We start from the raw sequence: 24491 nt of genomic DNA, 5'->3' as shown, positions 1-24491 counted from the left end.
GGCAACGTATTACTCCCATCATGCAGGATAAAAATGACTAAACCTTGCCCTACACTGGCAAAGTTTAATTGGGTCGTCAGGATAGCCATTGCCGCAGCATGTAGCTCAGCAATACATAGCTATGCTCAGTCACTCATTGAACCAGTTCAGAACCAATCAAACAAGGCAAATAACAATACCGACATTTCCGGAAACATTCCGGAAGCGGTCTTATCGCCACTCAGTCTGGAACGTGCAATTCAGTTAGCACGTCAATACAACCATGATTTGAAGCTTGGAAAAACCAATGTCGCCAATGCAGAGGCGGCAACGACAATCGCTGGCGCAGCCCCCAACCCAAATCTGACAATTCAAACCAGCGGGATCAATCCCAGACTAGGTATAGGTCCAGGTTCGCTGAAAAATAAAACCGTCGATAGCACCCTCAGAATTGATCAGCTTGTCGAACGCGGTGGCAAGCGTGAATTACGGCTTGAAGCTGCGACGCATCTTGAAAAGGCCAGTCGGCTGGACTTTAACGACACAGAGCGTCAATTAAAACAAATGATCGGTGCGGCTTATTTTGATCTGGCGGCAGCACAACACAAATTACGTATCAGTAAAGAAAATTCTGATTCTTATCAGGCGACCTTAAACGCGGCGGATAAGCGCAAAAAATCAGGGGATATTGCCGGTGCCGATGTTGCCCGGGTACGTGTGGATGCGTTGCGGGCAGAAAATGATCTGCTGCAGTCAGCCAGTGAACTTAAACGTGCTCAAAGTGCTCTGGCCTTACTCATAGGAATCAAAGCTCCGCCCATGTCGATACAGGTCATGGATGACTGGCACACTGAAGATGCGTTGCCTGCAAGCGTTCTTTCCGACGAATTAATTCAGAAACGCACGGACGTTGCGGCGGCGAAAGCCCGACTGGACGCTGCGCTGGCGGCACGGAAATTAGCCCTCGCAGCAAGGACACGTGATGTCACTGTTGGCCTGCAATTCGAGCATTATCCAACCAGCCCCGCCAATCAACTGGGTTCCGGAAATAGCTATGGCATTTCCATACAAATCCCCTTGTTCAGTCGCTACGAATTTCAGGGAGAAATCCGCGCTGCGGAAGTCGCCGTCGATGCGGCGCAAGAAAACTTAGCAAAAACCATCGATGCCGCACGCAACGAATTGAGCCTGCAATTTGAATCGCTGCAAACATCAAAAACACTGCTGGCGCGCTTTCAAAATGAATTACTTCCGGCGGCTCGTAAATCAGCAGAGGCGACTGAATTCGCCTTTAAAAATGGCGCCGTCCCCGTCATGGATGTATTGGATGCGCGCCGCACTTATAGGTCAATCGAGTTAGATACGATCAACGCCAAAGCTGATCTGGCGAAAGCCAGCATGACACTGCGTATCAGCCTGGAAGAATTGGAACACAAATGAAATTACGTCAAATCCCTGTTGTACTTATCGCGCTCGCTTTCGCTGGCATCACTGTAATCTACTCCGCAAAACTGGTCACCGCGACTGAGAAAAAGACAGACACTCCGCAGACAGTAAAAGCGGAAATCGGAAAAATAAGCTATCCGGCAAATGCACCGCAACTTGCTTCAATCAAATTAGCACCCATCAGCGAAGTCAGCTTGCCCATCGCGGACACGATGAATGGCAAACTCGCTTACAACGAGAACGTCACTAGCCGCGTCAGCTCGCCTGTTGCAGGACGCGTCATCCGCTCCACTGTCGAGATTGGCGATTACGTTAAGAAAGATACTCCGCTTCTGATACTGGACTCGCCGGATATGGCAACGGCAGACGCCGACTTCGCAAAAGCCAAAGCTGATCAGCAGCGCAAAAAATTAAATCTGGATCGGGCGCAAAAATTACTCGAGCAAGAAGTGATTGCGCGTAAGGATGTTGAATCTGCCGAAGCTGATTATCTGCAGGCTGCAGCAGAAACAAAACGCGCCGGCTTGCGTATGCGCAACCTGAATGCACAAGGCAGCGAAAATGGAAAATTCATTCTGAAAGCCCCGATCAGCGGGCTGGTGACAGATAAGCAAATTAACCCAGGTCTGGAAGTACGCCCCGATGCCGCGGCTCCATTGTTGACGATAACGGATTTAAACCGATTGTGGGTGCTCGTTGATGTCCCTGAACGGTATATAGGCAACATCAAGAACGGACAAAAGATTCAGCTTGAATTTGACGCTTATCCCGATCAGATTTTTGATGCACTTGTTGATCGTGTTGGTTTAGCGCTTGATCCGACCACACGCCGGATACAAATCAGGGGGATATTAAATAACAAAGACGGGAAACTCCGTCCGGAAATGTTTGCCCGCGTGTCGTTTCTGGCCGATAGCGATAAGAAAGCGTTTCGTATACCGAATGCTGCCCTGATCGTTGAAGGTCTGTATAACTATGTTTTCCTGGAAAAACGCGAAGGTGAGTTTCAAAAACAAAAAGTCAACATTGTGCGCAAAGACCGCGATGTCAGTTATGCCGATGTGGCATCGAATGCTGCACTGAACAACAAGCAACGTATCGTTGAAGAAGGCGCTCTGTTACTCAACTCAGAGGTTGCATCACATGCTCAATAAATTCGTTGATTTTGTTCTGACGCAGCGCGTTTTTGTTTTAGTCCTGACGGTCGCCTTAATTTTCTTCGGCTATCGCGCTATGAGCAATTTGCCGATTGAAGCGTTTCCAGATGTGCAGGATGTACAAGTACAGATAGTCACGCAATTCCAGGGACAGGCGGCCGAAGAAGTTGAACGTGCAGTGACATTACCGATAGAACGCGAAATGAGCGGCGTTCCCGGGCAGACGCAATTGCGCTCCGTTTCAATTACAGGCCTGTCGGTGGTGACCATCACATTTAAAGATGGCACCGACGACTATTTCGCGCGCCAACAGGTACTCGAAAGACTGCAAGGCGTCACATTGCCCTCAGGCGTACAGGCAACAATTGCACCGCTGACGACAGCCGTTGGTGAAATCTATCGGTATGTGCTGGAAGTTCCCAAGGACATGTCTGAAAATGATGCGCGCAGTTTACAAGACTGGACGATACGTCCGGAATTACGGATCGTATCTGGCGTCGCCGATGTGGTCAGTTTTGGCGGCACGGTCAAAGAATATCAGGTACAGGTCGATCCGAATGCCTTAAAACGTTACGGTGTCACACTCGATCAGGTCAGTCAGGCACTGACCAACAACAGCAGCAATGTCGGTGGCGGCACGATACGCCGTGGCGATGAAGCGCTGGTTGTCCGTGGTCAGGGTCTGTTTGAAAAGAAAGAAGATATCGGTCGCGTCATTATCAATGCAAAGAATGGAAAAACTGTGTTGGTATCCGACGTGGCAGACGTAGAAATTACGCATCGCCCCCGCTCTGGAATCGTCTCGTATAACCAGGGTGACAGCTATGTTCTTGGCATCGTACAAATGACCAAAGGCGGTAATGCCGCAAAGATCATTGAAGAATTAAAGAAAAAAATAGACATCGTTAATGCCAAATTACCTCAAGGCGTGAAGATACGCCCGATTTATGATCGCACTGATTTATTGCATCACACGATCATGACAGTCTTTGAGAATCTGGTCGTTGGCGCCGTGTTGGTTGTCGCGATTCTGATCGTATTTCTGCGCAACTGGCGCGCGGCCCTGATTGTCGTCACGGTGATTCCCTTATCGCTGATGTGCGCCTTTATCATGCTTGATCTGCGAGGGATTCCGGCCAATCTGATCTCACTGGGCGCTGTTGATTTCGGCATCATTATCGACAGTGCTGTCGTGTTGGTTGAAGCATTAATGGTGAGACTGGCACTCAAGCATAATGAAGAACATGGGAATCTGTTTCTATGGAGAAAACATGTTCTCAAAGATACCGTCGTTGAAATGGGCCATCCCATCCTGTTCGCCAAAGCCATCATTATTCTGGCGTTCATTCCCATCTTCACGTTTCAACGAGTGGAAGGAAAAATATTCTCGCCAGTCGCGCTGACCTTAAGTTTTGCCATGCTCGGCGCCTTGATTCTGACGATCACCCTGATTCCTACTTTGTTGACTCTGACAATGAAAAAGCACAGCCTTGCTGAGCGACATAGTCAGTGGATGGAGAAAGCGCAACAGTTCTACCGGGAATTGTTGCAGTCTGCGACAAAGAAAAAACATGGCGTCATTTTTGTCTCGACATTAATTCTTATCATTACATTGGGTCTCGCGCCCCAACTGGGCAGCGAATTTCTTCCTAAACTGGATGAGGGAAATATCTGGCTGACCATCAGCCTGCCGCCATCCACTGCTTTAGAAAAAACCAAAAATATTGAGCGTCAGGTGCGATCCATTTTACTGAGCTATCCGGAAGTAAAATCCGTTGTGGCTCACGTTGGCAGACCTGATGATGGTACGGACCCGAAAGGTCCGAACAACATGGAAATTCTCGCCGAACTGAAACCGCACAGTGAATGGAAATTTAAAGATAAAGAGAGTCTGATTGCCAATATGACTGCCAAAATCGGCGTCTTACCTGGAGTTCCGACCAATTTTTCGCAGGTGATCCAAGACAGTGTTGAAGAGTCTTTATCCGGCGTCAAAGGAGAAATTGCCATCAAAATCTTCGGTCCGGATCTTGATGTTCTGACCCAGAAAAGCGAACAGATTGCCAACATCTTACGCAGCATAGAAGGTGCAGCCGATGTCGATGCAGTCAAAATCGGCGGGCAAACTGAACTCAATATCGTGATAGATCGCGAAAAAATTGCGCGATTAGGTATTAATGTCGTCGATGTGAATAACGCGATTCAGACTGCGCTCGCGGATTATCCAGTGAATACTTTTTTTGAGGGTGATAAACGGTTTGATATTACCGTTCGACTGAAAGCAGCTTATCGCAACTCCATTGACAGCATAGGCGCCCTGCAAGTCAATTTGCCGAACGGAGCTGGAACCATAGATCTGGCGGATATTGCCAGAATATTTCTGAAACAAGGTGCCGGTCGCATCAGCCGTGAAGCTGGCGGTCGTAATGCCTCTGTGAAAGCAAACTTACTGGGCAGAGATCAGGGTAGTTTTGTCGCCGAAGCACAAAAGAAAGTCAGTGAACAAGTGAATTTACCTCCTGGTTATTTTGTGACCTGGGGCGGTCAGTTTGAAAATCAACAGCGTGCAGTGAAACGTCTGGCAATCATTGTTCCAGTGACTATTTTCCTGATTTTCGCCTTGCTATTCTGGGCGTTCAGATCAATCAGAATGGCCTTACTTGTACTGGTCATGGTGCCATTTACCATGGTCGGTGGCATCGCTGGCCTCGCGGTCGCAGGCTTGCACTTTTCAGTATCCGCTGCGGTCGGCTTTATTGCCGTTGCAGGTATTTCTGTGCAAAACGGCGTCATCATGCTGGAACAAATTCTTGATTTCGAAAGAAAGAAAGATATTACTTTCCCTAGCGCGATTGAAGGTGCCGTTGCCCGTTTGCGCCCTATTCTGATGACAGCCTTGATGGCAGGTCTGGGGTTATTGCCTGCCGCACTGTCACACGGAATCGGCTCGGAAACACAGCGACCATTTGCGGTTGTGATTGTTGGGGGAATTATTACGGCAACTATTTTCACTTTACTGTTGTTGCCGCTGAGCTATTCTCTCTTCAAAGATAAAGCACGAGAGGAAGAGTAAAGTAAATGAAGATATCCCTGCTCCATTCTTTCAGCGTTTTTATCTGCCTGTATTGTGTATCCATCTTGCCGGTACATAGTGCAAATAAAACCGCCCCATGCAAGATATTTGGTTCGTGGCGCGAATGCATCTCCGTTCCTATGGCTGACGATGCCGACGAAATGCAAGCAAAGGAATTGCATTTACCCACAGCAGAAAAGGCAAAACTGTATCTCATTCGCACAGGATTCGTCGCGGCACAATTGCCCACCAGGGTTAGTCTCGATCAGAAAAAAATTACAACTCTTGCTCCAGATACCTTCATCGCATTTGAAGTTTCACCTGGCAAACATCAGTTAGGCTCAGCGACATTCGGCGGTGATCAGATAGAACGGGAGTTTAAAGCCGGAGTAGCCTATTTTTACAAAGTGAATCTCGGCATTTACTTTAATCAAAGGAATGAACATATTTCAACGATAAGCAAATCCGAGACTCAACAATTGTTAGCCCAGCTGCATCTGGCAAAAATCGATCATGAATAAACACTTAAGCCACCAACTGTTCATTTTCTTTTTCTGCATGGCTGGAATATTCAGCTCTGCATTCGCAACGGATATACATTGGGATCAAGGCGCTCGCCGTGCCTGGGTACTGTCAATTATCAGCACAAAACCTCCCGAGGACGCCATACTGCCATGTCTTGATTCTTTGACCGACGATGACATTAAAAATCGGCATTTCGTTAAAGTTCATTATCGCCACATAAGAAAATTTGTCACGACGATCACCGAAGTTCCTAAAGATACCGAAGTCAAAGCAGGGGATGAAATTGAAATAATCCCGGAAAAATGTAGTGAAGGAAAAATTTCAAAATTTGTTCAGGTTCTTCAGGAAAAATAAAAACGAGCTCAGATTTCATCTGTTTCGCCACGATGGATTAGAGTAGTAAAATTTAAACGACAGATAGCGGAGTAAACAATTGAAGAAAATACTGAAAATTATTGCTTTGGCTTGCATGCTGGCTTTTACCTCAGCATGTCAGAAAGCAGTCAGAGAACATGAAAACTTCGTCTACAAAATCGAAGGTGATGCAGATAGCAATCTGTATCCTGTCGAAGTCAGTCAAGTCAATGAAGATGTCTTGATAAAGTTAAAAACCGCTACTTTGACACCTGAAATATTTTCTATTGATTCAGCCGGTACAGAATCAAAATTTAACTTTGATTCTGAAGGCAAAACATTAATTGTCCCAGCGAAATTCAGTCATATCGTTTTACGCCATGCGGGCGAGCGTGCTGTCGGGATTTTTAAAGAAAAAGCTAAAAACTGATGATCTGAAATTGACGTAAAGATTGACTCACCGGACACCATGTTTCAGATAAAAAGTTAAAAATAAAAGCATAAGAAAAACAAATTTCAATCTTTTATTGATACAACTCACATCTGACTTTGATAGAAAGCATAGACTTAGAAAAGTAGTTTCAATTTTATTTTCTATGAACCAGCCAAAGGACATTGCCATGACGTCACGTCGCCAATTCATTTTCAAAACTATTCCAGTCGTTGCACTGACAATTTCAGCCAGCGGACTCACACAGGCGCAAGCACAAAAAATCGCAGAAACTGATGCTGCCGCAACTGCATTGGGCTATAAAAACGATGCGACGAAAGTCGATGCTAAAAAATTCCCTGCCTATGCGGCTGGAAAAACCTGCTCTAACTGCATGTTGTATCAAGGTAAAGCAACTGACAGCTGGGGTGCCTGCGGTGCCATGGGTAACAAACTGGTTAATGGCAAAGGCTGGTGTGCAGCCTGGGCGAAGAAAGCGTAAGTTCGTCTGAATTTAGCAAGTTTCCGGCTTCTGCAGCGGAAACTTGCCATAACCACAGTTATAGTTGACTGCGATTTATGGTTGGATTCTCTGCGTCAATCAACATCTGCTTAAACAGTCTGTTTTATTCAGGTTTATAAGCCAGCATACCAACCAAAGCTGATCTACCGGCATGTTGCGTTCCTTCATTCAATACTTCTTCGTAAAAACGCAATTCGCGAATATCCAGCGAAGAAAAAGAACCACGCAGTAATTCTTCTGTGTAAAGGTGGGCAATATCCTGAGGGCCGCCGGTCTTGTATTCAAGCTGCGCTGGACTGTATCCCTGAAGAATCAGAACACCACCCGGTTTTAGTGCACGGATCATATTCGAAAACATCCGCGCTCTCATTTCCGGATCAGAAAATTGAACAAAAATCGCGACGACCGCATCGTAATACGCTGGCGTCCAATCAAAGTGATCACAGTCAGCAACGACAAAATTCACGTCAACATTTTTTTGTTGCGCCAACTTCCTTGCTTTATTCACGCCGACAGGTGAAATATCAAACGCTGTTGTGATCAAACCTTGCTCTGCCAGCCAGACGCTATTACGCCCTTCCCCGTCTGCAACAACCAGCGCACGCATACCGGAATGGAGCGCGTCTTGGCAGTGAATCAGGAAATGATTGGATTCAGTTCCAAAAATATATTCATCGCAAGAAAATCGTTTGCTCCAGGTTTCCTCAGGATTGCTGAATCGGCGGGCAGTTATTTGTGTTGTCATGGTGGATTACAAACGGCAAATTTGCTTTTGTAAACGGAGCGCCAGACTACCAACCCCGCCGCCATTGGCGACATTGGTATAGCCTATGTTCGACAGGATGTTTTTTGCAGAGGCAGAACGGGCACCCGACTGGCAATAGACGATGACGGGTGCGTCCTTGTCTGGCACAACACTGTGAATACGGTCACCTACCTCCCCCAATGGTAAAGAAACAGCACCAGCTATGTATCCGGCTTGATATTCACCTGAAGAACGGACGTCGATCAATATCGCATTTGCCGGTAATTCCTGCTCGGTTCCGGCAAATGCTCCAATTAATTTTCCTAACAAACTCATTGTTTTACCTATTTTATTTATCCAAACGTTCTATGCCTAAAAGCTTCAAGACATACTTTTCATAAATCGGCTCAGAGGTTCCTGCTTTCATTTTATGCAGGAAATATTTTTCAAAAGCGATTTTGGCCAAATGCACCCATTGTCCCTTTTTAAACCAGGCTACATTCCGTGGGGGTATCTGCGGCAAAGCAACGAAAGCCGCTCCGGTATTGCCCATATCAGCAAGACAAATCGCGTTCCATGAGCCTTTGGCTGTCGCTGGAGTACCAGCCAGATCAGCCTCGATATTATGCACAATCGCGGTAATCATGCTCTCTATCATGTATCCTGTTTTAGGTGCGCCTGTGGCCACCGGTGTCACTTCTACCGGTGGAATAGCGACACACACACCGGCAGAAAAAATATTTGGATACTTTTTACTTCGCTGATTTTCGTCGATGAGAACGAAACCGCGCGGATTACATAAACCTTCAACAGCAGCAACGGGATCAACGCCGCGAAACGCTGGCAACATCATGCTGTATTTAAACGGTAGCTCATGCTCTTTTTTGAGATTGCCCATGTCGTCCATCTCGCTGACAAACATTTTTCCATCCTCAACGCGGGTAGTCTTTGCATTACAAATCCACTTAATATCGTGATGACGAAACTCGCTTTCCAACATCGACTTGGAGTCACCCACGCCACCAAGTCCGAGATGACCGATGTAAGGTTCGCTGGTCACGTAGGTCATTGGAACTTTATTGCGTAATTTGCGCTTCTTCAGATCTTTATTGAAAATAAATGCAAATTCATAGGCAGGACCGAAACACGATGCACCCGGCATCGCACCAATAATCGCGTGCCCGGGATCTTCTAAAAATTTTTGATATGCCTGGTAAGCATGTTCTGCATGATCGACAGAACAAATAGACTGAGTAAATCCATTCACTGGACCCGCGCCTGGCACTTCATCAAATGCCAACTTTGGCCCGGTGGTAATCACTAAAAAATCATATTCAACAACAGTGCCATCATTGACGATCAGTGAGTTTTTTTCAGGATCAATACGCACAACAGCTTGTGCAATAAATTCTATGCCTTTCTTTTCAAGATAGGGACGAATCTGAAATGTAATTGCCTCTCGCTGACGCCAACCAACAGCCACCCAGGGATTTGAAGGTACGAACTGAAAATAATCAACTGCATTAATCACGGTAATGCGATGCGACGTATCCAGTTTTTCCCGCAATTCATAAGCTGCCGGCATGCCGCCGGTGCCCGCTCCCAATATAACGATATGTGCCATGCTGTCTCCTCCTGTGTATCGTTCATCAATTTGCGCTGATTACTTCTTCGGTAATATGCTGCGCACCCATGCAACTATTTGCGAAGCGGGCATCACTCCGCTCTGCCGTCCGATTTCCCGCCCCTGATACATCAGTAGCAAAGTCGGAATACTACGAATGCCATAGCGTTGACTGACCATCGGTGCCGCATCGCTATCCACTTTTATAAAACGAATATCTGATGCATTTCTCGCGGCTTCAGCAAATTGTGGTGCCATCGCCCGGCAAGGGCCACACCACTCTGCCCAGAAATCAATCAATACCGGTAACTCCGTCTTTTCGATGAACTTAACCAAAGCCTGCTCACTGATTGGCACAGGTTCAGCCGCCATCAGATCTGCACCGCACTTGCCGCAGACTGGATGCTGAAATAAGCGTTCATCTGCGACACGATTCGTAGCACCGCATACAGGGCAAACCAGGTGCATGACAATCTCCTTATCTGATTAATGTGATCGCATGTTCAGTTACCTGCTTTGATGCCGAGTTTGCGAACGATGCTTTCCATCAGACACCATTTGGTCAGGCCGCTCTGAAATAAGTTAATACCGACAAATGCTGTAAAAGCCAGCCACCACTGATTAACGAAAATGGGGCTACCGGGAATTCCCAACGCCAGACTTAACAGGATGAAAAACCCTGCAATAACGCGTACTACTTGCCAGCTGTTCATAAGAAGCTCCTTACTGTGATTGAGTTTGCGATGGATATTGATGCTGATACGCCGTGAAATACAGCAATGGAATGATCACGAGGGTCAGCAATGTTGAAACAAAAATACCGAAAATCAGCGAGATGGCGAGTCCGTTAAAAATAGGATCATCGAGAATAAAAAACGCGCCCATCATTGCGGCCAGACCCGTCAGTGCAATCGGTTGAGCACGGGTGATGGCAGAACTGACCACTGCGTCTTTAAACGCCATTCCCGCTGCAACCTGTACATGAATAAAATCAACCAGAAGGATGGAGTTACGCACAATAATGCCGGCCAGCGCGATCATGCCTATCATGCTGGTGGCGGTATATTGAGCACCAAGCAGCGCGTGCCCTGGCATGACGCCAATGATGGTGAGCGGGATCGGTGCCATGATAATCAGCGGTGTCAGATAAGAGCCGAATTGCGCGACCACCAATAGGTAAATCAGCACCAGTCCGACAGCATAGGCTACGCCCATGTCACGGAAAGTCTCATAAGTCACCTGCCATTCACCATCCCACTTCAGGCTGAAGCCGCGATAAGTGTCTGCTGGTGTACTGATAAAGTACTCGTCTATCGCAGCACCGCCTGGTGTCTGCACTTTAGCAATGTCAGAACGCATCGCGAACATGCCGTACAGCGGGCTATCGATGGCACCGGCCATGTCGCCAGTCACATAATTCACGGCGGCCCCATCTTTATGATAGATCGGCTGCTCTCTTACCGTATCGGAGATCGTCACCAGTTCGCGTATCGGAACAATATTGCCCTGTGCATTTTTCACGCCTAACGAGAGCAACTGATCAATATTGCCTTGATCGCTGACAGGCAAATGCAGATTGACTGATGCAGGATATTTACTTTCATCGTGAAGATAGCTTGCAGCATCACCGGCAAGGCCAGCACGCAACGTGGTCACGATCGTCGTTTGCGAAACACCGAGCTGCGACGCCTTGCGTTTGTCGATCAGAATGATTTTTCGTGGGGCGTCAACGATACTCGTGTCATCAACATCGACCACTCCTTTCGTCCTTTCAAAGATAGTACGAACAGACTTCGCAACTTGCCTGCGCCCCTCGTCACTGGGGCCGTAAATTTCAGCGACAATCGGCGCCAGCACAGGCGGACCAGGCGGCACTTCGATTATTTTTACGTTCGCAGAATAACGCTTGCCAATTTCCTGCAACGCCGGTCTGACGCGGGTTGCGATGACATGACTTTTTTCAGTGCGATGATGTTTATCAGCGAGATTAACCTGAATATCGCCTAGCTCATCGGCTGCACGTAAATAGTATTGGCGCACCAGCCCATTAAAATTAATCGGTGCAGCCGTACCCGCATAGGCTTGATAATCGGTGACTTCCGGTACTGTTTGTAAATACGATCCGAGCTCGTGCAATACAGCCGCCGTTTTTTCAACGGGCGTGCCCGCCGGCATATCCACGACAATCTGAAATTCGGATTTATTATCGAAAGGCAGCATCTTCAATTGCACGAACCCCAGTACCGGCAACAAGATGGAAAGAGCAATCAGAATCGCAACGCCAAGACCTAATTTACGTCGGTTACTTGCGCCGTTTTTTTCCTCAAGAAACGGCCTGAAGGCTTGACTGAATACCGGTGCCAGTTTTGCCGCGATACCATCGCCACCGTGATATCCCTCCTTCATCCACAATCTTGCGAGCCAGGGCGTGACGACGAAGGCGATAGCTAAAGACAGCAACATTCCCATGCTCGCATTGATCGGTATAGGACTCATGTAGGGGCCCATCAAGCCCGTGACAAAGGCCATAGGCAACAAAGCAGCGATCACGGTCAGCGTCGCCAGAATGGTCGGCCCACCCACTTCATCGACTGCCCCTGGAATGATTTCCTGCAAAGTCTTTCCGGGGAATAAGGCCTGATGACGGTGGATGTTCTCAACGACCACAATCGCGTCGTCCACCAGTATCCCGATAGAGAAAATCAGGGCAAACAGAGATACTCGGTTCAGAGTAAATCCCCATGCCCAGGAGGCGAACAAGGTGACCGTCAGCGTCAGAATCACCGCCGTACCGACGATCGCCGCCTCGCGACGTCCCAGAGCAAGAAAGACCAGCGCAACGACAGATGCTGTGGCAAACAATAATTTTTGAATTAATTTTTTTGCTTTATCGTCTGCGGTCTGCCCATAGTTCCGCGTAATCGTCATTTCAACGTCCGCAGGGATAACGGTATTACGCAAGATTTCGGCTCGCGCAATCACGGCAGTCGCAACATCAACCGCATTTTGGCCCGGCTTTTTTGTGATCGCAATTGTGACGGCCGGATATTCAGCGGCATCCTTACCTGCGATACCGTGCCATACAAATTTTGCAGCAGGTAAAGCCCCGTCTTCAATTTTGGCGACATCTTGTAAATACACAGGCTTGCCAGCCTTTACGCCGACTACCAGTTCACCGATGCTCTTTGCATCGCGCAGAAATTCTCCGGCATCCACTTGAATCGACCGATTACCTGCAACCAGTTCACCACCCGGCATACCGGAATTGGCCGACTGTAAACTGTTCCGCAAATCGGCGACAGTCAAACCGTTGGCAGAAAGCTTTGCAGGATCCAGTTCTACATTGATCGCCCGCCCGGGTCCGCCTATGCTCATGACTTCTCGCGTTCCTTTAACCCGCTTTAAATCCGCCTCAATACTATGTGCGACGCGTTCGATATCAAACGCGCCGGTTTGCTGATTTTTGCTCCACAGGGTCAGGGAAACGATAGGAACATCGTCAATGCCTTTGGGCTTTATCAATGGCTCAGATGTGCCCAGATTGGCAGGCAACCAATCCCGGTTGCTGTGTACCGTGTTATACAAACGCACCAAGGCATCTGTGCGCGGAACACCCACCTCAAACTGAACAGTCATAATCGCCAGACCAGGGCGCGATACCGATGTCACATGCTCGACATTTTCGATCTGACTCAACACTTGTTCTGCCGGGATAGCCACCATCTGCTCGACGTCTTTAACTGACGCGCCTGGAAAAGGAATCAGTACATTCGCCATCGTCACATTGATTTGCGGCTCTTCTTCCCGCGGCGTCACCATTACGGCGAACAAACCCAGCAGAAATGCCACTAAAGCCAGCAACGGCGTGATCTGCGCGGTCTGAAAAAACGCCGCGATGCGCCCGGATACTCCCAAGATTTTATTCATCTGAAATCTCCTTAGCGGGAGGCTGCAATACGCGCTGCAGCAAGCGGATCTGCTGCGACGTGTTCACCTGCCGACACGCCACTGAGTATCTCTTGCTCGGTTCCTGTCACCGGACCTAACTTTACCTGCCGTAGTATGGGCTTTCCTTGCGCATTGACGACATAGATAGCGCTCAGCTCAGCACGACGAAACACGGATTTTAACGGAACATATAAGCGATTCGTATCACTGTTCACAGGCTTGCTTTTCAGGCTGACGCGAGCAAACATTCCCGGACTTAAGCCCGATATTTTTTGCGGCAATTCCAGCCTGACCTGTACCGTGTGCGTTGCCGCATCCACCATCGGCAAGATGGTAACTTTGTTTGCCGGAATCAAACGCTGAGAAGCAGGCATACCGGGAATTTCTACAATAATTTTTTGTTCAGCAGCAATCTCTGCAACGCGTTCCTGGGGAACGGTTGCGGTAACGCGCATCGCAACGGGGTCATAAACTGTCATCAACAAACGACCAGGCATTGCCATATCCCCCAACATCACGGGAACATCAGAAACAACACCCGCATACGGCGCGGCCAACACATAAAATCCAGACTGCGTTTGTAAAGCGCCCGCTTGGGCGATCAGAGCATTGGCCTGCGCACTGGCGGTCTGAAATTGAGATTCGGCGCGATCTAACTGAGCCTGACTAATGTAGTTTTTAGTAAAGAGTTGTTTTTGCCGTTCATAGTCTTTTTGAGCAACAACTAAACTGGCGCGCGCCGCGTCTACTTGCGCCCGACTCGCCTTCGCCTCCTGGTTTGCGGCTCTTGCATCCATGCGGACGAGCACTTGCCCCGCTTTCACGGTATCGCCCGCTTTGACAGGAAGATCAATAATTGCACCGGAGATTTGCGCAGCAATACCAGTTTGCCTGACGGCCTCCACCACACCATCGGCGACAAAACTGACTGCGTCATTCGTTGAGCGTACAGGCACTGTCGTGAGATTCCCTGCGACTACCAGAACCGGTGCAGTCATACCTGTCAGAGCAAGCAAAAGGGAAGCATAAATCCATGATTTTCCCGTCATGATTCAATTTCCTCATTCAAAATAATATTAGTAATTGCATTAAGCACGAATTGATCATATACTTATTTGCACAGTTACGCAAATACAGTTTTAAATATTTGCCATTTATTTAAAATGAGCATGGTGATGAGCAATAATGAAAAAATATGCTCCTTGTTGAAGGGCTTACCGGATCAGGCGTTAACGCAAATTGCTCAGTATTTTTCTGTGCTCGCAGAACCAACTCGCCTACGAATACTGAATGCGTTGAGAGCGAGCGAAAAAAATGTAGGGGAACTGGCAATCATTTGCTCTTGTTCTCAGGCGAATGTGTCCCGCCATCTTTCAAACTTAGCAAATCATGGAATTATTACAAGAGAAAGCCGTAAAACTTCTGTTTACTACAAGATCGCAGATCCTTCCATCTACGCGCTATGTGATCTGGTGTGCCATAACGTCGCTTCTCAGTTGACAGAGCAAGCTGCGGCGCTGTCAGGTAAGTCAAATTGACCTAAGCTGTTTTAAATAGATCAATGTATAGCAAAAACTATTTAATTGTTCATTCGCGATAGTTGAAATAGTTCTATAGTGTTTCTGATTTTTCTAATAAACAAATAAGGAGTAAATCATGTTGAAAATAAACGTAGGATCCGCAGACCGGGTAGTCAGAATTCTTATTGGCGCACTTTTATTAGGTGCGCACTTTGCCGGGTATATCGGTGCATGGGGATGGCTGGGCGTTGTTCCGCTGCTGACAGGCATTTTCCGTGTTTGCCCAGCGTACTTGCCATTTGGCATCAGTACCTGCAAAACAAAGTAATTGCGTTGATGATGTGATATCAGGCCATTACAAGATTTCGACAGGTCATCACCACCCTTGCAAGCAGTTGTAGTGATGCGAAGATTTGTCATGTATGGCCTGCTTTTATCCAGAATAATGCATCCAGACTCAATGAAATAAGCCTGGCATGTTGACACCACTAATCATTCTTAAAAGAAAAAGTATATGAAAACAGCACATGACCTCGTTGCCGCAGCAAAATCTCAGATACAGGAAATATCCATTGCCGAGGCTGAACATGCAATAAAAGAAGCTGATATTCTGCTCGATGTCCGCGAGCCGGATGAATACGCAGCCGGTCATTTGCAAGGTGCAGTCAATATTCCGCGCGGCTTACTTGAGTTTAAACTGAGCGGCAGCCCTGAGCTGTCGGCACGCAATCTGAATATTGTTGTCTATTGTAAAACCAGCGGACGCGCGGCTTTAGCAGCGAGCACTTTACATGAGATGGGCTACTTACAAGTAAAATCGATTGCTGGCGGTTTTGATGCCTGGATACAGTCAGGCAAAAGCATTGTTTCCCCCGCACTGCCAACATTTGAGTAACGATTTGCCGCTAAAGAAAATATATGAACGAAGCGATCATAGATTCCTTTTTTGATGCAGCGACGAGTACGGTCACGCACATCATCACAGATCCACTGACAAAAAAAGCAGCAATCGTCGACAGTGTTTTAGATTTTGATGCTAAATCAGGACGAACTTCTACCCATAACGCAGATAAATTGATTCAGTATACGAAAGCAGCGGGGTTGACTGTTGACTGGCTGCTTGAAACACATGCGCATGCGGACCACTTATCGGCAGCACCCTATCTGAAAAAAAAACTCGGTGGGAAAATCGCCATCGGCGCTCACATTTGCGATGTTCAGCGTGTTTTCAAAAAGATATTCAATGCTGAGGACATCAGCGCGCAAGGAAAGGAATTCGATCATCTGTTTCACGATGGCGAGGAATTTCAGATCGGAGAATTAACCGTGCGCGTCATACATACACCGGGGCACACCCCAGCTTGTGTGACGTACCTGACTGGGAAAGATGCCTTTATCGGCGACACATTATTTATGCCAGACTATGGCACTGCCCGTTGCGACTTTCCCGGTGGAAATGCGGCAATACTTTATCAGTCGATACAAAAGATTTTTCAACTTCCAGCCGATACCCGCCTGCATCTTTGCCACGACTATCCACCAGAAAACCGCTCTCCAATATGGGTAACGACAGTAGAGGCAGAGCGTAAAGACAATATTCATGTTCACGATGGCGTTTCACAGCTCACGTTTATCACTATGCGTGAAGCACGTGATAAAACCTTGGATATGCCCAACCTGATTTTGCCTTCAGTGCAGGTAAATATACGCGCCGGGCAATTACCGCCCGTTGAAAGTAACGGCGTCAGCTATCTGAAGTTACCAATCAATGCGTTGTAAAACGCAACAACAGCAACTATGGACTTGAGTTTTATCACCATCATTCTGGGCACCGTCGTCGGTTTTGTTTTGGCGTTGACTGGCGCCGGTGGTGGCATGCTCTCTATTCCACTGCTTGTTTACGGCCTCCATTTATCGGTACAACAAGCCGCACCCGTCGGTTTGATGGCCGTTGGCTTTGCGGCTGCGCTCGGCAGCATCACTGGTTTGCGCAAGGGCATAGTCCGCTACCGTGCTGCAGTGTTAATGGGTATTTCCGGCATGCTGGCGGCCCCAGTCGGCGTTTTTTCAGCACAGCGAATACCTAATCAACCGCTGTTGATTCTCTTTGCATGTATTTTATTGCTGATTTCTTTCCGATCATTCCGCAGTAAACAAATCTCACGCAATGAACAAGATGTCGCATGCAGTTTAAATGCGGACAATCAACGTTTTCACTGGACCATGCGTTGCGCAAGAGCGATCGCGGGAACCGGTTTTATTTCTGGATATTTGAGTGGCTTAGTCGGGGTCGGTGGTGGATTTATCATCATCCCGTCACTGATACGGCACTCACATCTCGATATACGCAGTATTCAGGCAACCTCATTGGCCGTGATCACACTGGTCTCCATCAGCGGCGTATCGTCAGCCGCACTTCATGGCAGTCTGCCGTGGGCAGTTGCATTGCCATTCACGATCGGCAGCACATTTGGTTTATTGGGTGGACTGCAAATCGCCAAACGCCTCAATCAGGCAACAATACAACTGTTATTTGCATGGCTTGTGCTATTCGTTGCAGTGAGTATGCTGCTCAAAGGCAGTGGACTGGTGCTCTGAAGAACTGACGGTCTGTGATTGGATATCTTCGTTTATCATCGGCAATAACTGCACCGAGGAAGGTGCAGCACGATCATCAAATAAATTATGAATTCCGAAACGAGCTTTCACAAATGAAGATTGCTTCCACCAGCAATCAAACGGAGACTTATACGAGTGAAAGAATTACCGAAGCGAATGGAAAATATGCGGGAGTTGTGGCCTGCCCAGCAGGAATCGAACCTGCGACCCCGAGCTTAGAAGGCTCGTGCTCTATCCAACTGAGCTATGGACAGCCTTACTTATGTCTTCATCAGAAGAGATAAAAACTGAAGGCTGAATACTACATGGTATCAGCCACAGTTTCAAGAATGACTGCACAACTAAAATCAAAATTCATTCAGATTTTATCGACACAAGCAGCTAAGCGGCGCGCGCAAGTCGTGGCCAATTCATTGTCATCGGCCTCCACCATGACACGTATAACTGGCTCAGTACCGGAAGCTCGAATCAATACACGTCCACGTCCTGCCAACTCTGCTTCCACTTTTATTTTTTCCTGAACCAATGCTGAATTTTTTTGCCAGTCGAATCCGGGACTGACACGCACATTCAACAATACCTGTGGAAATAATTTGAGTTTATCAAAACATTGGTCCAGATTTTTTCCGGTGCGACGCAATGCTGATAACACCTGCAATGCAGACACAATACCGTCGCCTGTTGAATGTTTATCCAGACACAATAAATGTCCGGACCCTTCACCACCAAGTATCCAGCCGCGTTCGCGCATTTGCTCAAGCACATAGCGATCTCCGACCTTTGCTCTGGTGAAACCGACCCCCAGCTCTTTGAAGGCAATCTCCACCGCCATGTTAGTCATTAATGTGCCGACAGCACCAGCGACAGGGCCAACTGCCAGCCTGTCCAATACCATTAAATACAATAACTGATCACCATCGTAAATTACTCCATGTCTATCCACCATGACCAGGCGATCCGCGTCACCATCCAGTGCAATCCCCAGATCAGCATGATTTGCTCTGACAGCAATAGCCAGCGCCTCAGGCGCGGTCGCACCCACTTTATCATTGATATTCAAACCATTCGGCGCGTTACCAATAGCGAGAACTTCCGCCCCCAATTCGTGGAACACATGGGGTGCAATATCATACGCAGCGCCATGGGCGCAATCTACAACGATCTTCAATCCGCGCAAATCGAGTTCTGACGGAAACGTACTTTTACAAAACTCAATATAACGACCATTCGCATCGCGTAAGCGTCGTGCCTTACCAAGATATTCAGAACTGACACTTTGCATTGGCTTCTCAAGCTCGGCTTCGATCGCTAATTCAACATCGTCGGGCAACTTGTTTCCCTCGGCAGAGAAAAACTTAATTCCATTATCGTCAAAAGGATTATGTGACGCCGAGATAACCACCCCTGCCGACAAACGCAAAGCCCTTGTCAGATAAGCGATCGCCGGTGTAGGCATAGGACCAGAAAGCATGAGATCCACACCTGCAGCAGCAAATCCAGCTTCGAGAGACGCCTCCAGCATATATCCCGAAATACGCGTATCTTTGCCGATCAAAACCGTCGGTCGTGACTCAGAACCACTTTGAGCAAGTACTTTACCCGCAGCGTATCCAAGACGCATAACAAAATCAGGTGTAATCGGTGCGACACCGACTTTGCCACGAATGCCATCCGTACCAAAAAATTTTCTAGTCATTTTATTTATTTTATTTGCGGGAGTTACTTAAAAATATCCAGGCAGAATATCTGACATGCTTTTTATTTAATTACCTAATACCTGCCACACATTGAAAGCATCAACTGTTTCCTGAACGTCATGAACACGGACAATTTTTGCACCACGATCTGCGGCAGCGATTGCAGCGGCAAGACTACCAGCGAGGCGGCGCTCAACTCGTCTTCCGGTAATTTCTCCGATCACCGTTTTACGTGAGATGCCAACCAACATAGGTAAACCCAGCTTGGTCTGTATTTCGTCAATACTCCGGAACAATGTACTGTTATGTTCTAGCGTTTTACCAAAACCAAAACCCGGATCAATACAAATATTTTCTGGCTTTATTCCAGCACTCAATAATGCATCGACGCGATGCCGTAAAAAACTTTCTACGTCCGTGACTACGTCATGATAATCAGGGCGACTTTGCATATTGGCCGGCAAATTCTGCATGTGCATCACACATAAGCCTGCATCCGTACCTGCAACTGCGTTAATAGCATCGTGTGAATTAAAGCCCTTGATGTCATTGATCATGTCTGCACCGGCAAGCAATGCTTCACGCATCACTTCAGGTTTATACGTATCGATAGATAAGGGCTTACCACAATCGCGTAATGCAAAAATAGCGGGCATCACTCTACTTAACTCTTCATCCAAAGACAGAGGAGCCGAACCCGGACGGGTTGATTCGCCTCCGATATCAATGATATCAACGCCATCATTGATCATCTGTTCCGCACGAGAAAGCGCACCGTCTAAAGATAAATAGCGTCCACCATCAGAAAACGAGTCGGGAGTGATATTTAATATCCCCATCACCAACGGCTTTACTTTATTACCCTGAAGCGGAAAACGATAACGTCCGCACTGAAAAAATTTGTTCATAAAAATAAAGGCGAGGATTTCTCCTCACCTTTTTAATTGGATAGCGTTAAAACTCAATAGGTCAGGCAGGTGCCGCCGCGTTAGGAGAAACACCTCCCGATGTACTATCCGAAGACGAACGACCAGCAGACTGACCGATCTTAGGTGGGCGCGGCTCAAGACCATTCATGATGTCATTCACCTGATCAGCATCAATCGTTTCCCAGTCCAGCAAAGCTTTGGTCATCATTTCGACCTTTTCTCTATTTTCCTCTAACAACTTACGCGCCAGAGCATATTGTGTATCAAGAATAGAACGAATTTCAGCATCTACTTTTTGCTGGGTAGCTTCGGAAATAGTTTTAGAAGAGCCGCCGAAATAACCTTCCTGCTGGCTGTCTTCATATACCATCACCCCCATGCTGTCAGACATACCAAAACGAGTCACCATCGAACGCGCCAGCTTAGTCGCACGTGAAAAATCGTTAGAAGCCCCAGTCGACATCTGACCAACAAAAATCTCCTCAGCAATACGACCACCGAACAATATAGAGATTTCTTCCAGCATTTTATCTTTATAGCCGCTGATCTGATCATGTTCTGGTAACTGCCAGGTCAAACCCAATGCAAACCCGCGCGGCATAATCGTTACTTTATGGACAGGATCGGCTTTCGGCATGAGCTTAGCAACAACTGCATGTCCAGATTCATGATAGGCGGTGTTCCGACGTTCATCTTCACGCATCACCATAGACTTACGCTCTGGCCCCATGAAAATCTTATCTTTAGCGTCTTCAAAGTCGATCATTTCAACCAGACGCTTGTTCCGGCGCGCAGCAAACAACGCCGCTTCATTGACCAGATTTGCAAGATCAGCGCCGGACATACCTGGGGTACCACGTGCAAGGATATCTGCCTTTACATCACTACTGATAGGCACCTTACGCATGTGAACATTCAAAATTTGTTCGCGACCACGAATATCCGGCAAGCCAACAGAAACCTGACGATCAAAGCGACCCGGACGCAATAAAGCCTTGTCGAGTACGTCAGCGCGGTTGGTTGCAGCAATCACAATCACACCGGAATTTGCCTCAAAACCGTCCATCTCAACGAGCATCTGGTTCAGGGTTTGTTCACGCTCATCATTACCACCGCCCATGCCAGCACCGCGATGACGACCAACAGCATCAATTTCATCAATAAAGATAATGCAAGGCGCATGTTTCTTCGCATTTTCAAACATATCGCGAACACGTGACGCACCTACACCGACAAACATTTCGACGAAATCAGAACCAGAAATGGTAAAGAATGGCACCTTAGCTTCGCCAGCAATCGCGCGAGCTAATAAGGTCTTACCAGTACCTGGAGGTCCCACCATCAGAATGCCACGCGGAATACGTCCACCTAACTTCTGAAATTTTGTGGGATCGCGCAGGAAATCAACAACTTCAGTGACTTCTTCTTTAGCCTCATCACAGCCAGCAACATCACTGAACGTCACATTGTTATTTGTGTCGTCAAGCATACGTGCTTTTGACTTACCAAAGGAAAATGCCCCCCCCTTGCCGCCGCCCTGCATCTGACGCATGAAAAAAATCCATACACCAATCAACAAAAGCATAGGGAACCAGGAGATGAACACTTGCGAGAGGAAAGATTGCTCCTCTGGCGGTTTGTTATCAAATTTAATGCCATTATTGACCAGATCACCAACCAAACCGCGATCAAAAATCGTTAATTGGGATTTGATTTTCTTTCCATCTGTAGTGACAGCGGTGACTGTGCGATTAGCATCGTCAATTGTCGCCTCTTTAATATGCTTTGCTTTGACCTCTTCCAAAAACTCGGAATAAGGCACAGAAGCCATACCAGCACCGATACTTTTCCCCTCAAACTGCTTGAAAAGTGTGAAAAGCACTAAGGCGACTACTACCCATATAGCTGCTTTTGAAAACATATTATTCACGAGAACTCCTTGGACGCAACATACGCCATTTGACACTGTAATCAGTCATTCTACCCCCAATAGGTAGAGCTTGCTAGCCAGCATATGCTGGCGATATTGAGGATTATCAAGAGGAAAATACTCAATCAGGATGCTTTAAGCCTTTTCCCAACAAAAATATTTCGGAAGATTTATCTTTACTTGCCTTCGGTTTTTTATTCATGACAACCTTAAACTCGTCCTTGAATATATTCACAATATTATTGTAACTGGGTCCATGAAAACATTTGACCAGCAAAGAACCGCCGGGCTTCAGATGCGCCTTAGCGAAAGCGACCGCTAATTCGATGATGTACTCAACCCTGGCGGCATCCACAGTTGAATTACCAGATAAATTTGGCGCCATATCCGATAAAACCAAATCAACTTTCCTGCCAACCAACCTGCTCTCCAACTGATCCAGCACGTCATCCTCCCGGAAGTCGCCTTGTATGAACTGGACATCAGCGATAGGCTCCATCGGCAGCAGATCAAGCGCGAAGATTTCCCCATTAATGCCGCCACCATCTTTTCCGGCGAGTTTATTTCTCACATATTGCGACCAACTTCCCGGAGTCGCACCTAAGTCGACGACAACCTGGCCAGGACGAATCAGTTTTTCAGCCTCATCTATTTCTTTTAGCTTATAAACGGCACGCGCGCGATAGCCCTCTTTTTGTGCAAGTTTCACATAAGGATCATTAATATGATCGTGAACCCAATTTTGATTGAATTTATTCTTAGCCATTCGCGTAAAATACTGCTTTTAAAAGAAACTGTGTTTAGCCTGGCTGAGCCAGGCGATGTATTTATCGTGCACCAAAAATAAAATGCACAAGGAAAATTTATGTTAAAACTTACACCCGCCGAAAGAAGCGAACTCCGATCCGAAGCTCACGGACTAAAACCTATCGTCTTGATCGGCGACGCCGGACTGTCACCAGCAGTTCTGAAAGAAATTGATGCAGGACTGAATGCACATGGCTTAATCAAAGTACGCGTTTTCGGTGATGACCGCGAAGCACGTAGCGCAATGTACGATACGATTTGCACAGAACTGAATGCTGCACCTATCCAACACATAGGCAAGTTGCTGGTTATTTACCGCCCTAAATTAGAAGGCGTAAAAGAGACCAAGCTGGTTAAAAAGGGCAGAGGCTTACGTGAAGTAACTATCGTCAAACCTAGCCCAAGCGGCACAAAAAAACCAACGGTTTCAAAAGTAATGGTAAAGGGTAATGAGCGCGTCACCCAAGGTGGCAATGTTAAACGTGCAAAACCTCGTCAAGCCAGCGCGAAAAAATCAGCCTTAGGTAAATGATGGCACAGGGTGGATTATCTACCCTGCAGAGATAACCCGGTCATGCATGAGACCGGGTAAGACCATCAGATATAATTGACTTCTAAAATTTCGTACTCACGTACACCCGCTGGCGCCTGTACGCCAACGACATCACCAGAATACTTACCAATCAAAGCACGGGCTATCGGTGATGTAATTGATACTTTACTTAATTTAATATCGGCCTCATCTTCTCCGACGATCTGATAACTGACCTTCTGTTCTGTTTCAAGATCTTCCAGATGTACGGTCGCACCAAAGACGACGCGCCCCTCTGCATCCAAAGTAGACGGGTCAATAATTTGCGCTGATCCCAGCTTACCTTCCAACTCAGCAATCCTACCTTCAATAAAAGCCTGACGTTCTTTGGCAGCATCGTACTCGGCATTTTCAGACAAGTCCCCTTGCGCCCGCGCTTCCGCAATTGCGTTAATCACATCTGGGCGCTCTTTTGTCTTCAGGTTGTGTAACTCTTGCTTCAACAACTCTGCACCGAACTTGGTAATAGGTACTGTACTCATATCGTTCACACTTTTAAAAGTAAAAATACAGAGGCCACATCCGACATCACGTAAGCGATATCTTTTGTGACCTCTGTATCGAAGATGCAGTATTAGAACACAGAGCCCCAA

The 24491-nt window shown here is 47.2% G+C and carries 25 protein-coding genes and 1 tRNA gene; 13 read left to right on the top strand and 13 right to left on the bottom strand.

Annotated elements, in window-relative coordinates:
* Positions 1-33: 33 nt before the first annotated feature.
* The 7 genes from H8K29_RS09065 to H8K29_RS09035 all read left to right on the top strand — a co-directional run bounded on the left by H8K29_RS09065 (position 34) and on the right by H8K29_RS09035 (position 7466).
* Positions 34-1419, top strand: a complete 1386-nt coding sequence (locus H8K29_RS09065) for a TolC family protein (protein ID WP_186897318.1) — start codon at positions 34-36, stop codon at positions 1417-1419.
* Complete coding sequence (locus H8K29_RS09060; protein WP_186897317.1) at positions 1416-2579, top strand: efflux RND transporter periplasmic adaptor subunit; 1164 nt, start codon at positions 1416-1418, stop codon at positions 2577-2579. The genes H8K29_RS09065 and H8K29_RS09060 overlap by 4 nt, the downstream gene beginning before the upstream one ends.
* Positions 2569-5655 (top strand): efflux RND transporter permease subunit, encoded by a 3087-nt coding sequence (locus H8K29_RS09055; RefSeq protein WP_186897316.1) that lies wholly within the window; start codon positions 2569-2571, stop codon positions 5653-5655. The genes H8K29_RS09060 and H8K29_RS09055 overlap by 11 nt, the downstream gene beginning before the upstream one ends.
* Before the next feature lie 5 nt (positions 5656-5660).
* Positions 5661-6176 (top strand): hypothetical protein, encoded by a 516-nt coding sequence (locus H8K29_RS09050; protein WP_186897315.1) that lies wholly within the window; start codon positions 5661-5663, stop codon positions 6174-6176.
* Positions 6169-6534: a hypothetical protein gene (locus tag H8K29_RS09045; protein WP_186897314.1), complete on the top strand. Its 366-nt coding sequence runs from the start codon at positions 6169-6171 to the stop codon at positions 6532-6534. The genes H8K29_RS09050 and H8K29_RS09045 overlap by 8 nt, the downstream gene beginning before the upstream one ends.
* A gap of 79 nt (positions 6535-6613) precedes the next feature.
* Complete coding sequence (locus H8K29_RS09040; protein ID WP_186885433.1) at positions 6614-6964, top strand: TrbG/VirB9 family P-type conjugative transfer protein; 351 nt, start codon at positions 6614-6616, stop codon at positions 6962-6964.
* A gap of 190 nt (positions 6965-7154) precedes the next feature.
* The gene (locus tag H8K29_RS09035; RefSeq protein WP_186885434.1) at positions 7155-7466 is read left to right on the top strand and encodes a high-potential iron-sulfur protein; all 312 of its coding nucleotides are present in this window, start codon (positions 7155-7157) and stop codon (positions 7464-7466) included.
* A 124-nt stretch (positions 7467-7590) separates the two neighbouring features.
* Here the strand turns inward: H8K29_RS09035 and H8K29_RS09030 are convergent, their stop codons facing one another.
* From H8K29_RS09030 to H8K29_RS09000, 7 genes are read right to left on the bottom strand one after another with little or no spacing between them, the layout of a single operon-like run.
* Entirely contained in the window at positions 7591-8232 is a 642-nt protein-coding gene (locus H8K29_RS09030) for a class I SAM-dependent methyltransferase (RefSeq protein ID WP_186897313.1), read from the bottom strand.
* Between the two features lie 6 nt (positions 8233-8238).
* Positions 8239-8568 carry a rhodanese-like domain-containing protein gene (locus H8K29_RS09025; protein WP_186885435.1) on the bottom strand — a complete coding sequence of 110 codons (330 nt, stop codon included), beginning with the start codon at positions 8566-8568 and terminating at the stop codon, positions 8239-8241.
* A 13-nt stretch (positions 8569-8581) separates the two neighbouring features.
* Entirely contained in the window at positions 8582-9856 is a 1275-nt protein-coding gene (locus tag H8K29_RS09020; RefSeq protein WP_186897312.1) for an NAD(P)/FAD-dependent oxidoreductase, read from the bottom strand.
* A 39-nt stretch (positions 9857-9895) separates the two neighbouring features.
* Positions 9896-10324, bottom strand: coding sequence for a thioredoxin TrxC (gene trxC / locus H8K29_RS09015; RefSeq protein WP_186897311.1), 429 nt, complete (start codon positions 10322-10324; stop codon positions 9896-9898).
* A 35-nt stretch (positions 10325-10359) separates the two neighbouring features.
* The gene (locus tag H8K29_RS09010; protein WP_186885438.1) at positions 10360-10569 is read right to left on the bottom strand and encodes a DUF2892 domain-containing protein; all 210 of its coding nucleotides are present in this window, start codon (positions 10567-10569) and stop codon (positions 10360-10362) included.
* A 10-nt stretch (positions 10570-10579) separates the two neighbouring features.
* The gene (locus tag H8K29_RS09005; protein WP_186897310.1) at positions 10580-13783 is read right to left on the bottom strand and encodes an efflux RND transporter permease subunit; all 3204 of its coding nucleotides are present in this window, start codon (positions 13781-13783) and stop codon (positions 10580-10582) included.
* Positions 13784-13794: 11 nt separating this feature from the next.
* A complete protein-coding gene (locus tag H8K29_RS09000; RefSeq protein WP_186897309.1) occupies positions 13795-14853 on the bottom strand; it encodes an efflux RND transporter periplasmic adaptor subunit in 1059 nt (352 codons plus the stop codon).
* Between the two features lie 126 nt (positions 14854-14979).
* Here H8K29_RS09000 and H8K29_RS08995 point away from each other — a divergent pair, with 126 nt between their 5' ends.
* The 5 genes from H8K29_RS08995 (at position 14980) to H8K29_RS08975 (ending at position 17922) form a co-directional block, all read left to right on the top strand.
* Entirely contained in the window at positions 14980-15342 is a 363-nt protein-coding gene (locus H8K29_RS08995) for a helix-turn-helix transcriptional regulator (RefSeq protein ID WP_223826863.1), read from the top strand.
* Positions 15343-15460: 118 nt separating this feature from the next.
* Positions 15461-15652, top strand: a complete 192-nt coding sequence (locus tag H8K29_RS08990) for a DUF2892 domain-containing protein (RefSeq protein ID WP_370527155.1) — start codon at positions 15461-15463, stop codon at positions 15650-15652.
* 186 nt (positions 15653-15838) lie between these two features.
* Entirely contained in the window at positions 15839-16219 is a 381-nt protein-coding gene (locus H8K29_RS08985) for a rhodanese-like domain-containing protein (protein ID WP_186897308.1), read from the top strand.
* Positions 16220-16242: 23 nt separating this feature from the next.
* Positions 16243-17103 (top strand): MBL fold metallo-hydrolase, encoded by an 861-nt coding sequence (locus H8K29_RS08980; protein WP_186897307.1) that lies wholly within the window; start codon positions 16243-16245, stop codon positions 17101-17103.
* An 18-nt stretch (positions 17104-17121) separates the two neighbouring features.
* Positions 17122-17922, top strand: coding sequence for a sulfite exporter TauE/SafE family protein (locus H8K29_RS08975; protein ID WP_186897306.1), 801 nt, complete (start codon positions 17122-17124; stop codon positions 17920-17922).
* Positions 17923-18120: 198 nt separating this feature from the next.
* On the opposite strand, the gene H8K29_RS08970 is transcribed toward H8K29_RS08975, so the two are convergent.
* The 5 genes from H8K29_RS08970 to H8K29_RS08950 all read right to left on the bottom strand — a co-directional run bounded on the left by H8K29_RS08970 (position 18121) and on the right by H8K29_RS08950 (position 23265).
* Positions 18121-18197, bottom strand: a tRNA-Arg gene (locus H8K29_RS08970).
* A 104-nt stretch (positions 18198-18301) separates the two neighbouring features.
* Complete coding sequence (gene glmM, locus H8K29_RS08965; protein ID WP_186897305.1) at positions 18302-19639, bottom strand: phosphoglucosamine mutase; 1338 nt, start codon at positions 19637-19639, stop codon at positions 18302-18304.
* A gap of 66 nt (positions 19640-19705) precedes the next feature.
* On the bottom strand, positions 19706-20548 hold the full coding sequence (folP, locus tag H8K29_RS08960) for a dihydropteroate synthase (protein ID WP_186897304.1): 843 nt from the start codon (positions 20546-20548) through the stop codon (positions 19706-19708).
* 61 nt (positions 20549-20609) lie between these two features.
* The gene (ftsH, locus tag H8K29_RS08955) at positions 20610-22499 is read right to left on the bottom strand and encodes an ATP-dependent zinc metalloprotease FtsH (protein WP_186885446.1); all 1890 of its coding nucleotides are present in this window, start codon (positions 22497-22499) and stop codon (positions 20610-20612) included.
* A 121-nt stretch (positions 22500-22620) separates the two neighbouring features.
* Entirely contained in the window at positions 22621-23265 is a 645-nt protein-coding gene (locus H8K29_RS08950; protein WP_186885447.1) for an RlmE family RNA methyltransferase, read from the bottom strand.
* Positions 23266-23364: 99 nt separating this feature from the next.
* Here H8K29_RS08950 and H8K29_RS08945 point away from each other — a divergent pair, with 99 nt between their 5' ends.
* Entirely contained in the window at positions 23365-23838 is a 474-nt protein-coding gene (locus tag H8K29_RS08945) for a YhbY family RNA-binding protein (RefSeq protein WP_186885448.1), read from the top strand.
* Between the two features lie 65 nt (positions 23839-23903).
* Here the strand turns inward: H8K29_RS08945 and greA are convergent, their stop codons facing one another.
* Positions 23904-24380, bottom strand: coding sequence for a transcription elongation factor GreA (greA, locus tag H8K29_RS08940; protein WP_186885449.1), 477 nt, complete (start codon positions 24378-24380; stop codon positions 23904-23906).
* Positions 24381-24491: the final 111 nt, after the last annotated feature.

Origin of the sequence: Undibacterium sp. CY21W (genome assembly GCF_014284265.1) — a bacterium.
GTDB classification, from domain to species: Bacteria; Pseudomonadota; Gammaproteobacteria; order Burkholderiales; family Burkholderiaceae_D; genus Undibacterium; species Undibacterium aquatile.
This window is presented reverse-complemented; position numbering and strand designations above follow the sequence as displayed.